Origin of the sequence: Sellimonas sp., assembly GCF_047234585.1 — a bacterium.
Classification (GTDB): domain Bacteria; phylum Bacillota; class Clostridia; order Lachnospirales; family Lachnospiraceae; genus Sellimonas; species Sellimonas caecigallum.
The window spans coordinates 1-11,550 of record NZ_JBKSWG010000042.1 but is presented as its reverse complement, the minus strand read 5'-3'; the positions used below and the strand labels follow the sequence as shown (position 1 = coordinate 11,550).

General features: G+C 44.7%; 12 protein-coding genes. 3 read left to right on the top strand and 9 right to left on the bottom strand.

What is annotated here, in order from left to right; translation table 11 throughout:
• The first annotated feature begins 221 nt into the window (after nucleotides 1-221).
• A complete protein-coding gene (locus ACLROL_RS11625; RefSeq protein ID WP_087210396.1) occupies nucleotides 222-716 on the top strand; it encodes a DUF2798 domain-containing protein in 495 nt (164 codons plus the stop codon).
• A 100-nt stretch (nucleotides 717-816) separates the two neighbouring features.
• Here the strand turns inward: ACLROL_RS11625 and ACLROL_RS11620 are convergent, their stop codons facing one another.
• From ACLROL_RS11620 to ACLROL_RS11600, 5 genes are all read right to left on the bottom strand, one after another.
• Complete coding sequence (locus ACLROL_RS11620) at nucleotides 817-1,950, bottom strand: toxic anion resistance protein (protein ID WP_413067885.1); 1,134 nt, start codon at nucleotides 1,948-1,950, stop codon at nucleotides 817-819.
• Nucleotides 1,947-3,209, bottom strand: a complete 1,263-nt coding sequence (locus ACLROL_RS11615) for a 5-bromo-4-chloroindolyl phosphate hydrolysis family protein (RefSeq protein WP_221919874.1) — start codon at nucleotides 3,207-3,209, stop codon at nucleotides 1,947-1,949. The genes ACLROL_RS11620 and ACLROL_RS11615 overlap by 4 nt, the downstream gene beginning before the upstream one ends.
• A gap of 477 nt (nucleotides 3,210-3,686) precedes the next feature.
• Nucleotides 3,687-4,535, bottom strand: coding sequence for a TrmH family RNA methyltransferase (locus tag ACLROL_RS11610; protein WP_413067884.1), 849 nt, complete (start codon nucleotides 4,533-4,535; stop codon nucleotides 3,687-3,689).
• Complete coding sequence (locus ACLROL_RS11605) at nucleotides 4,528-4,746, bottom strand: hypothetical protein (RefSeq protein WP_413067883.1); 219 nt, start codon at nucleotides 4,744-4,746, stop codon at nucleotides 4,528-4,530. Before ACLROL_RS11605 ends, ACLROL_RS11610 begins: the two co-directional genes overlap by 8 nt.
• 116 nt (nucleotides 4,747-4,862) lie before the next feature.
• Nucleotides 4,863-5,852 carry a P1 family peptidase gene (locus ACLROL_RS11600; RefSeq protein WP_413067882.1) on the bottom strand — a complete coding sequence of 330 codons (990 nt, stop codon included), beginning with the start codon at nucleotides 5,850-5,852 and terminating at the stop codon, nucleotides 4,863-4,865.
• A 172-nt stretch (nucleotides 5,853-6,024) separates the two neighbouring features.
• Between ACLROL_RS11600 and ACLROL_RS11595 the strand changes: the two genes are divergently transcribed.
• Nucleotides 6,025-6,576, top strand: a complete 552-nt coding sequence (locus ACLROL_RS11595) for a TetR/AcrR family transcriptional regulator (RefSeq protein ID WP_413067881.1) — start codon at nucleotides 6,025-6,027, stop codon at nucleotides 6,574-6,576.
• Between the two features lie 146 nt (nucleotides 6,577-6,722).
• On the top strand, nucleotides 6,723-7,250 hold the full coding sequence (locus tag ACLROL_RS11590) for an MATE family efflux transporter (RefSeq protein WP_413067880.1): 528 nt from the start codon (nucleotides 6,723-6,725) through the stop codon (nucleotides 7,248-7,250).
• A 45-nt stretch (nucleotides 7,251-7,295) separates the two neighbouring features.
• On the opposite strand, the gene ACLROL_RS11585 is transcribed toward ACLROL_RS11590, so the two are convergent.
• The 4 genes from ACLROL_RS11585 to ACLROL_RS11570 form a co-directional block, all read right to left on the bottom strand.
• Complete coding sequence (locus tag ACLROL_RS11585; RefSeq protein ID WP_221919880.1) at nucleotides 7,296-8,069, bottom strand: nucleoside phosphorylase; 774 nt, start codon at nucleotides 8,067-8,069, stop codon at nucleotides 7,296-7,298.
• A gap of 329 nt (nucleotides 8,070-8,398) precedes the next feature.
• The gene (locus tag ACLROL_RS11580) at nucleotides 8,399-9,610 is read right to left on the bottom strand and encodes a tyrosine-type recombinase/integrase (RefSeq protein WP_016147202.1); all 1,212 of its coding nucleotides are present in this window, start codon (nucleotides 9,608-9,610) and stop codon (nucleotides 8,399-8,401) included.
• Between the two features lie 156 nt (nucleotides 9,611-9,766).
• Nucleotides 9,767-10,981, bottom strand: coding sequence for a tyrosine-type recombinase/integrase (locus ACLROL_RS11575; RefSeq protein ID WP_016147203.1), 1,215 nt, complete (start codon nucleotides 10,979-10,981; stop codon nucleotides 9,767-9,769).
• Nucleotides 10,982-11,064: 83 nt separating this feature from the next.
• Entirely contained in the window at nucleotides 11,065-11,295 is a 231-nt protein-coding gene (locus tag ACLROL_RS11570; RefSeq protein WP_016147204.1) for a hypothetical protein, read from the bottom strand.
• Nucleotides 11,296-11,550: the final 255 nt, after the last annotated feature.

The window sequence follows — 11,550 nt, the reverse complement described above, 5'->3', positions numbered from 1 at the left end:
TAAATGTCAACACCTTTTTTCTACTTTTTTTGATTTTTTTCGGAGAAGGTGTTTTCTTTGGTTTCCTGGCTGAAATTTGATTTTTCCCCCAAAATTTGTTATAATTTTGCTGGTAAAAATAAAGGTCTTAATCAGCCAAATAGAAATAAGTCTTTCCAGGCGTAGTCTATTGTGCATTCAATGGATTAACGCCTTTTTGTATGAAAGAAGGAGGACTATTTATGCCAAAAACAAAATTTCAGGAGCTGATTTACGGGTTGCTTATGACATTTTTTATGGTTCTTGCCATGGAACTTTACAATGCAGGTCTTATCAATCACGGACTGACGAACGCCATCACACTGCATTCGCTTCCGGATATTTTTATCATTTTCCCAATCTGTTTTGTCATGGGTTTCTTTTTTGTGGATCGATTCGCGCCAAAGTTCGCATCTCGGATGGTTACTCCCGAGGAGGATAAACCTATTTTCGTCATACTGGCCCGTTCCTGTGTAACCATTGCATTCATGTGTCCCATCATGAGTTTTTGGGCTACATTGATTTTCAAAAAGCCCGGGATTGAATTTCTGCCTGTGTGGCTTCAGACCGTTGTCTGCAATTTCCCTATGGCCTTTTTCTGGCAAATCTTTTTTTGCGGACCACTCGTCCGTTTTTTGTTCCGCATCATTTTTGAACAACGTACCTCTTCTCAACCTAATTCTCAGCGTCCAGACTAAAAAAATAACACGGGCCGCCTTTTTCACGGTCCGTGTTGTTTGTGTGTCATCTATACTTGTACCTGTACTTCTGTACAGAAATGTGCCGAAAAATTGATGCCTATCTCTGAATACGAAGAAGTTTCTCTTTCAGCTCTGTTTCCAGCCTGCGCATTTCCGCCTCTGCTTCCTGCCGTTTTTGTCTTCCTTCCTGCTGAATCTGCATTACTTCATCCAGCGTTGAAATGAGAGATTCGTTTGTCGCCTTCAATGTTTCCATATCCACGATTCCCCTCTCAGACTCCCTGGCTGTATCCAGAGTAGCCATTTTCAGCGTCTGTGCATTTTTCCTCAAAAGTTCATTTGTCATATCCGTAACTTCCCGTTGTGCTGCGGCAGCCTGAGTAGAATGGGCCACTCCCAGTGCCAGCACCATCTGACTTTTCCAAAGTGGAATCGTATTGACAATGGTAGACTGGATCTTTTCTGCCATAACTGTATCATTATTCTGGATCATGCGTATCTGCGGTGCCGTCTGAATAGAAACCATCCGTGTCAGTTCCAGATCATGAAGTTTCTTTTCGAATCTCTGACACATGGATTCCAGATCTTTTGCAGCCTGCGCATCTTCTGCAAGTCCGCTTTTCTGGGCTTTCGCTATCAATTCTCTTAGCTGGCTATCTTCCACTTCTTTGAGTTTCTTTTTTCCTGCCAGGATATACATAGAAAGCTCTTTAAAGTACGTCAGATTCAATTCATACATTTTATCGAGAATTGCAATATCTTTTAAAAGCTGTACCTGGTGTCCTTCCAGCGCCTTTATGATCTGATTGATATTCGCCTCAGCTTTTGTGTATTTTGTTTTGAGGTTCTGTATCTTATTAGCCTGTTTTTTGAAAATCCCCAGGAATCCTCTCTCTTCTTCTTCATCAAAGTTCTTCAATTCCTGCACAACACCGCTCAAGAGTTCTCCAACCTCGCCTAGATCTTTCGTCCTTACATTTTCCAGTGCGCTCTCCGAGAAATCCGCCATTTTCTTTTGTGTTCCCGCTCCATACTGGAGGATCATGGAGGAGTTGCTCAGATCGATCTGGTTTGCAAACTGCTCTGCCATCTGCCGTTCCTCCGGTGTCAGAACATTTTCATCCATAGCTGGTTCTTCTTTCTTCTCCGGTTCCGGAGCCGCAGCCTGTCCTCCGAATGGGTCAAGTGTCAACGTTGGTCCGCTCTGAAAATCTTTTAATCCCTCGTTCATCTTTTTCCTCCTGTCTCAAAGTCTTTTCCTGTAAGTCCTTCCTGTGCAAGCATTGTTTTGAGCACAGAAATATCAGAAGATACATCCCAGGCTGTCTCCTGGAACAGATCATCTAAAAGCTTCTCAAACGCAATATTCAGCGTGTCCAGTGTGTCTTCTATTTCCTTTTTGGAAGAAAGAATGTTTTCTCCCTGCACCGGCTGTGCGTCCAGCTTCTCGTACGCTTCCAGAAGCTTGACTGCCGTAGGAAGATAGTATTCCATCAGTTTCCGGATATCTTCCACTGAATCCGGATCCTGTTCTACCCGTTCGAAAATCCTTTTTGTCAGCAGCTCCATACGATACATTTTTTCCGATACCGCCTCTCCTGGAATTGCGTCGTTGCACTCGCGAATCTTTCTTATATATTCATTCCCCGCCTGGATAACGGCCTGAATCTGTGGATCCATGTTCGCCTGCTTTTCTTTGCTGTACTGTTCTTTTTTCCGGGCATCTGCCTGACTCCTCAACGCATCTTCTTCCTGCATTCTTTTTTGTACTTCTCTTTGTTCCATCAGATCCCGATATTCTTCGTATGCTGCATCACTGATCATCAAACACGCATCCTGATCATCCAGATGTCCTTGCCGAAACCATCCTTTTTCGATCATCCATCGAATATCTTTATAAACCTGTTTTTCTTTCCTCCGCACCCGAAGCGCAATCTCATCGATATTGCAGTATTCTTTTCCCTTCAATTCTTTTACATACCGCTCAAATCTCTTGATTCTTCCAAGCTTTCTTGTCCCGGATGCCGCCATCCCGCCAAATATGCATGCCATGATGCCTAAAGTTGTCATGCCAACAGCCATCTCCGCAGCGTTTCCAAGCACAAGTACCGTCACTGCGCCAAGCACGACTCCAAAAAGGAACAAAGATCCAAACCCATACCCAAGGATAGCAAGCGCCATTGCTCCCGCCTTCTTTCCGCTCATCTTTGCGTACAGATCGGGTGCCCTCAATTTCGAAACGTCGACTCCTCGGAATGTCTGCGCCGCGCCTTTTGATGCCTGCGTATACTTGTCCTGTCCAGAACTGTATCCTCCATTTCTATTTCGTTCTCCTGCATGTCTTATTCCATCTCGGAACTCTCCAGCCGCATTGTTGATCGTGTCATTGATGGTCTGATTCAGTCTGCGGAAATCCTGAGAATCTACCGCACGTTGAACCGTCCTTCGGATATCTTCCCCAAATGTTTCCCAATCCCAGTAACTCCTCATATGTTCGTCCTTCCTTATGACCTGATTCTTTCATAATATGTATGCACTTATTATACGTCATCTTATTTGGGACTGCAAGATTGCGCAAAAAAAAGAACCACAGTAAAGACGGATACCAACTTACTTGCATTGATATCCGCCTTTACTTTGATTCTTCAATCATTCTTTTTTTACCTCTTTCTTTTGGATTTGGTAAATTTTGTTTACGTTTTCGGTGGTCCGTACCTTCCTTTCATAAACTTTGCTTCCCGATACTCAGCGCTTGTATTTTTCTCGGGATCTTTTCAACACTTGTGTTGAAATAATAACGACTGAATGTTTATGGATCGCGTCCATCTTACAATTCCCGTCTGTTATTTTATGTCTTTATAATAGCACGTCTTTTTCTATTTGTCAATATTTTATTTGATTTTATTTTTGTTTTTTTATTATTTTTATTTACATTATTTATTTTCTGATTTTTCCAGCCACCTTTGATCATGAACCGGAAAAATCAGAGATCCTGCCAAGCTCCCAGAATGTTACCGCACTTGCAGCTGCCACATTCAGCGAGTCAACTCCATGACTCATAGGAATTTTGATTGTATAATCAGATGCCGAGATCGTCTCATCCATAAGCCCATCCCCCTCCGTTCCGAGAATGACGGCCAGTTTCTCCTCCTTATGTACACGTGCGTCGTCAATATCTACTGATTCATCGTGAAGCGCCATAGACGCGGTACGAAAACCAAGAGATTGCAGATATTCCATACCTTTCTTTGGCCATCTGCCTGTCTCTTCTTCCTGCAGAATCGTCCAGGGAATCTGAAACACCGTGCCCATACTGACGCGGATGGCCCTGCGGTACAGAGGATTACTGCACCCAGGCGTGAGAAGGACTGCATCTATATTCAAAGCCGCCGCCGAACGGATAATGGCACCCACATTCGTGGGATTCATCACATTCTCCAGGACCGCAATGCGTCTTGCTCCTTTACATACTTCCTGTACCTTTGGCAACTTCTTCCGGCGCATGGCGCAAAGCACACCGCGGGTAAGTTTATACCCGGTAAGCTGTGTCAAAACATCAAAGGATGCTGTGTATACCGGTGTGTCCGGGCACTTTTCGATGATTTCTTTCGCTTCCCCTTCAATATGTCTGTCCTCCACCAGGATAGACACCGGTTCATACCCTGCTTCCAGTGCCCGAAGTACTACTTTGGGACTTTCTGCGATAAACATCCCGTCCTGAGGTCTGTCTTTATTCAAAAGCTGAGCTTCCGTCATCCTGGCGTAGATATCCAGCCCTTTGGCATCAAAATCCGTGATTTCTATAATATTACTCATATTCTGTATCTTCTCCTTCATCCCTTGCTTTCGTATTTCCACTTATGATCATCCGACTGTATGTGTCTATAATCTTCCATATTTCCTCCAGATTTTCCGCTGTCTCATATACAGTTTGTCCATCCAGCATTCCGAAAAAAGTCTGGAAAGTATACGGAAAAATCGAAGGATGCGGAGTAAACACCCGCATCCCGGAAATAGATACTGTCAAACCATCGCTCCTGATTCCTGCATATTGCATTTTCTGCTGCCAGACTGTTTCTGTTGCTCATTGCAAGCACCGGTTTTCTTAACATCTTTTCATCTTTTCTCGCGCACCGAAGGAACTTATAGAAGAGTTTTTGTCTGAAAATCCACTGCCGCCTTCAGCCCGTATGCCGGTTTCGCCATAAGCGCCGCGCGCTTTACCGCCCGTTCCATCACTTCCTGTGCAAGCACATGAAATGCATCCGGTGCCACTTCCACTTTCCCGGACGCCATAACGAAGATCGTATCTCCGTCTGCCGTCGAATGGGCCGGCCGAATCGTCCTCGCGAATCCGTTGTGGACGATGGACGCCGCTTTATTGCACTGGCATTTATCCAGTTTACCATTGGTAACAATACACCCTATGGTCGTATTCCCTTTCCACAGATCTCTTGGATGCTCCATCTCCTCATACATACATTTTTTCGTATCGGCGAATCCTGTCTGTTCTTTATTTAGAAGCCCTGCAAGGATCTTTCCAGTGTCCGGATCAATCACATCCCCAAGTGCATTGACTGCAACGACAGCTCCGCACTTCACATTTCCGATCTGTGCTGCACTGATGCCAATCCCACACTTCATCATGCCTTCCATATTGTGGAATTTCCCCACTGTCGCTCCAGTCCCAGCCCCCACATTTCCTTCTCTCGGCTCCTTGAAAAAAAAGGCATCCTGGCAGGCTGCATATCCCATCGCTTTGTCCGGTCTCCTGTCAAAGCTTACCAGTTCCAGATCAAAAAGAGATGCTCCGCACACGATGGGAACTCTCCCGATCCCTACATCAAATCCCACACCTTTTTCTTCCAGAAACTGCATCGCCCCGTCTCCTGCCTCCAATCCAAATGCGCTTCCACCCGACAGCATAACACAATGGATCTGCTGTACTGTGTTGACTGGTTTCAGAAGCTCTGTTTCTCTGGATGCCGGACTGCCTCCTCTTACATCCACACCAGCCCATGCACCCTTTTCGCAAATAATAGCTGTACAGCCCGTGGCGTGCGCTTCATCCTGTGCATGCCCGATACGAAACGCCTCGATTTCTGATATATGAATCTCTTTCAGGCTCATCATAACCTCCTTTTGTCTTGTCCGCCGGAATCATTTTCTTTAGTATATCATACGCCCTCCACAAATGGCAGTAAAATCTTTGTGTTCTTGAATCCCTTCAAGAGCCTATGCTATAATTTTTCTGTTACACTATTGTAAAATCATATGTTTTCATAATACAAGGAGCAGCATACATATGACACAAAAAACCATCTCTCATGAACTTGCAAAAGAATGTATTTTTACTGCGCTTATGCTTCTGACGGAGAAGCAGGATTACGAAAAGATCACAATCACGGATATCGCCCGCCGGGCAGGAGTCTCCCGGATGACATACTATCGGGTATACCAGGATAAAGACGACATTATCAAAACTCATCTGATCGAAGCTTTCGATCAGATGGTTATGGAGATAAATGCACAGAATAATTACACAGAAAATGATTTTTCCCGCTGTTTTTTCGAGACTGTAAAAAAGAACGAAATTTTATTCCACAACGCTCTGAAGGCAAACATGCTGGAGTTTGTATGGCGAAAGGTTAAGGAGCATACTATCGCGTTGTTTCGCACCTTTTTCCGGACAAACGAGAACTCTTTTTTGTCAAATTACAGACTTTGCTTTTTTGCAGGGGGATTTCTCCACATTGCCCGGGAATGGCTGGAAACCGGCATGCAGGAAGACGTGGGAACGATGGTCCGCCTGTCCTGCAATATCACAGAAAAAATACGCCAGGTTCGGAATACGTAATTTTTGTTACAAATCGCCCCGATCTGTAACCTAGCGCGTCCAAAAGATTGACTTTTCACTTTTTGAACTATATAGTACTAGTGCAATAAAGATCTTTTCCTTATTTTATTTAATTGATCTTCAAAAAACATAAGGAGTGAACAGTCATGAAATTAAAAATGTCAAATGAAGTAAATCTGGGCGAAGAGCCTGTCAGACATCTTCTTTTTGTATTGGCAGTTCCTTCCATTACTTCACAGCTTGTCAATGCTCTGTACAACATGGTAGACCGGATGTATATCGGCCACATTCCGGAAATCGGAGCCTCAGCCTTAACCGGCGTCGGCGTCTGCTTTCCTCTCATTATGATCATCTCTGCTTTCGCATATCTGCTCGGCATGGGCGGAGCGCCAAGAGCCAGTATTCTCATGGGGCTGCAGATTTCGTGTCAGCAAACGTTCATCGCGTTTGGCAATTCAAGAATTTCTGCCTTTTTGGCCATATTCAGAAAAGTGCTTGTTCTGATTCCATTGATCTACCTGCTTCCTGCTCTTTTAAAAGACAATGTGCAGGCTGTATTTCTGGCTGAACCAATCGCAGACTTCATCGCCGTGATGACGACTGCCATCCTCTTTGCCGTCAATTTCAAAAAACTTATGCGGCAGATGCGCAGTCAAAATAGCAATGCGGCATAATACCAGACTGTAAAGTAAAGGTAGATTCATAATCCGTTCTAATCCTTACATCTCATGTACGATGTCCAGACAAATATATAGTGCTTTTTCAAACGAATCTTCTCCCCAGTTTCTTTCGTCATAGGCGTCTATATTTGCCAATGTATCTGCAGTAAATAATATTTGTCCAAATTTAATATCACGAAATTCTGCGCAGGCTGCCAAAGAAGCACATTCCATTTCCACAACCATACATCCCTCTTCCTTTCGGTACATGACCTTTTCTCTGGTCTCTCTATAGAAACCATCCGTCGTCCATGTCATACATTCCAAATAAGGAATATTGCATTTCTGAAATACTTTTTCTATCGCATATAAAGCATCCGAGCATATATTTACATATCTGGAAGGCGGAAGATAGTGATAAGAAGTTCCTTCATCTCGCAATGCTTTTGTTGGAACTAGGAATGTATTCTCCGGCAGTTCGGCCAGTGCCCCACAAGTTCCTGATGATATCACTTTTGTCACACCATATCCTATCAGCCAATCCAATATTTGTGTTGATGCAGCCGAACCTACAGGCGCTTGACACAAGCAAATGTCTTCTCCTTCATAATCAACTATGTATACAGGATACACTTTCGTCGCGGATATAAATTCTGCTATTTTTTCCGCTTTATTTTTATTGGATTCTGCGTATGTCTCTATAACATCTCCCAAAAAAGCAAACACTGCTTTCGAAGGGAGTTTGATATCCAAATTGTCGTGTGTCGGCATGATCACAGCATGTTGACTGTCATCATATTCCAGAATTGGAATATCGTGTTTTATCAATGCCATATGGCACCTCCTTCGTTTGCTGCATTTTTTCTTATCGCTGTCTTTATTTTACTATTTCGACTAGTTTGCTACAACAAAAAACCTCCCAAAACCGAAGTCCTGAGAGGTTTGTAATTCTTTTGAAATTGTAATCCAAACCCGAAAAAGCTTTGCTTTTTCTCGTTGGCGCTTGGCGCCATATTAACGTTTGGAGAACTGCGGTGCTCTACGAGCTGCTTTGAGACCGTACTGCGCTCGTTTTTGAGCCGTTTTTCCTTGGTATTTCGGGCTTTTCCGGACTTTTCGCTGTTCAGTTATCCTATGTGGTAACCACGGAAAATGGCTGTTTTTCAATCAGCAGCGTTCTGATGAAAAGCACCGTTTACTACACTGAACAACTCCTCTGGCTTATTATACTTGACCTTAGCATAGATGTCCATAGTTGTTTTGCTGTTTTCATGTCCTGCAAGATACTGAACCGTCTTGGGATCAACTCCGGCATAAAGCAGGTTCGTGATGTATGTGTGCCGGAGCTGGTGTGGGGTCACATCAAAATCCAGCGTATATTTGATTTTGGGTTGATTCCTCTGTGTCATGCCCAGCGTTGGTGTAACCGTGTACTTGATGCTCTGCCCATTCACATACTTATAGTAGTTGCGCGGCTTGGTAGACCGAACAACTACATACTGCCATACCCTTTGAAATTGCGATGCAGCTAACGGCTGTCCTTCGCTATCCGAAATCACATAGTCCGACTTTGATGCTGTTTTGGCTTCACGCAGGCAGTCCACCAAGCACTTGGGAATCGGAATATCCCTTTTAGCCGCCTTGGTCTTTAGAACAGTGGAAATCACGGGTCTGTTATGTTCCGTGCGCCATGCTCGCCTTACCGAGATATAGGGAGTAGACTCGTCCAGGAATACACAGTCCCATTGCAGCGCAAGGATTTCTTCCCGGCGCAGACCGGAATATAACCCAAGCATAATGAACAAGTAGGGAGGAAGCTCCCTGACCGTATCCAGAAGCACTTCTACCTGCTGATCTGTCAATGCCTCCCTCTTTTTCGCTGGCTTTCCGCCCTTTCCCGATATTCCTACACAGGGGTTATGCTCAAGTATCTGGCTGCGCTCTGCCGAGTAGAAAATACACTTGAGAAGCATATTTACTGTGCTGTATAACCCCTCCGATTTTTTTGACAGCGGTACAAGCGCCAGCCGAATATCATCTGCGGTCACTTCTTCCATATACATCTCACCCAAAGGCTTAATGATATAGTTCTTCATGTCAGCAGTATATCCTCTCAATGTAGAAGCAGATACCTTTGCCGACTGCATCAGCAGCCACTTCTGACAATACTCGGCCACTGTCGGATGCTGCCGACGAAAGATGATCTCCTCCACCTGTCGCCGCGCTTCTAATTGCTTCTCATATAATTCTTCGCAAGTAGCAGCATACAAACTCACCTGCTTGCCATCTGCGTCCATGATCCGGGTTCTGTAATACTGGATTCCTTTTTGCATAATGGTTCCGTACTGCGGAACCTCTGTTTTCATTTTCGCCATCTTTGACCTTCCTTTCCTGATAACGTGCAGTTTCCGTATCTACACTCTCTTTTTATCAGAAAGTACAGACTTAATCAAAGATACGGCCTATGTAAAGCAAAGAGCGAGACATCCTTGCCTCGCTCCTGCTTCGTTTTCGCGTTTGTTATTTTATGCTCACACTGAATCCCATTGCGAAAATGCGTTACCCATCGTTCTGACCAGCTCATCCGGCCTGTTGTATTTGACCTTTGCGTAAATGTCCATGGTAATTTTGCTGCTTTCATGGCCTGCCAGGTATTGCACCGTTTTGGGGTCTACCGACGAATGAATCAGATTCGTGATGTAGGTGTGTCGCAACTGATGCGGTGTTACTTCAAAGTCCAGGCTGTAAACAACATTACCGTTATGCGCCGCCTTTTCTCCAAGAACAGGTGTGACCGTATGCTTTACCCGCTTTCCATCCTCATATCGGTAGTAGGACCGTTCCTTGACTGTTCTGGTGACAACATACTGCCACAGCCGCTTAAACTGCGTATAGGACAGCGGATCGCCGTCCCGGTTCGGCACCACATACTCCGAAGTCGAATTTTCCTTTGTCTCTTTCAGGCACTCAGCCAAACAGGTCGGCAGTGGAATATTTCGCTCGGCAGCCTTCGTTTTTAATTCTTCCAGAATCACCGGCCTGTTGTTTTCTGTATGCCATGCTCTCCGCACTGTTAAATAAGGAAAGTTTCCATCAAGATAGACCGAATCCCATTTCAGGGCGAGGATTTCTTCCCGCCGCAAGCCTGCGTACAATCCAAGCATCACAAACACATAGGTTGGCAGTCCTTCCACCGCATCCAATAAGCGCTCGACCTGCTCGTCTGTCAGCGCCGCTTTATCTTTCTGCGGAACGCCGCCACCCTTTGTCGTTAGATAGATCGTCGGGTTATTATCTATAATCCGGCTTTCCTTTGCTGCACGGAAAATAGATTTATACAGGATCACGACCGACTTATATACCGATGCAGATTTTTTTGAAACAGAGACAAGTGCAAGCTGAATATCATCCAGGCTGACCTCTCCCATCCGCTTATCACCTAATTCCGCAATGATATGACGCCGTACCTTTGAGGTATAGTCCGTCAAAGTCGTGGTACGAACATGAACAGACTGCATCAACAGCCATTTCTCACAATACTCTGCAACCGTGGGTGTTTTTCGATGAAATGTGGCGTTCTCAATCTGCTCCAACGCAATCGTTTCCTTATTATAAAGTTCTTCGGGCGTTCTTGCATAAAGGGCAACGAGTTTTCCATCTGCATCTTTGATTCTTGTTCTGTAATACAGGACACCTTTTTTTATAACCGTTCCATATTCAGGAATTATCATTTTCCTTTTTGCCAATTCCGTCACCTCCTAAAATAATCTCCAGCGCTGTATCTTTGTTTTATCAGAGATCTTCAGTTCCAGCAAGGATACGGATTGGCTCATGCTCCGGCGTTCCGGGTCTTGCGGTAAGTCGCATTCTTTTCCATCGGTTTTGCCCGGTGGGTGCATTTTGCGATATACTCCTGAAGGCCCATATCAGTAAAATATACACAACCGTTCTGCACATACTGAACATAAGAAATCAAGCCGTTGTTACGGGCCGCATCCAAGGTCGCAATGCTGATTCCCAGGATTCTGGCAGCTTCTTTTCGTGTAATCAGTTTTTCCATAAATCATATTCCCTCCATTCCGTCAAGGTTGTCATCGTGCTTTCAAAATCACATGAATGCACTGGCAGCCGAAACTGCCAGTGCATGGTATCTAACTTTGAAAAGAAAACTGCATCTGGATGATGACCTGTTGTTGCTTACGGTAACCGGACGCAGCTCTCTTGAATTTGAAGTTCGCTTTCGCCACATTTGCCACGCATCCCTGACGATGGGGACATTCCCGGTCTCCGCTGGCGCGGATGTCATAACTCCGCA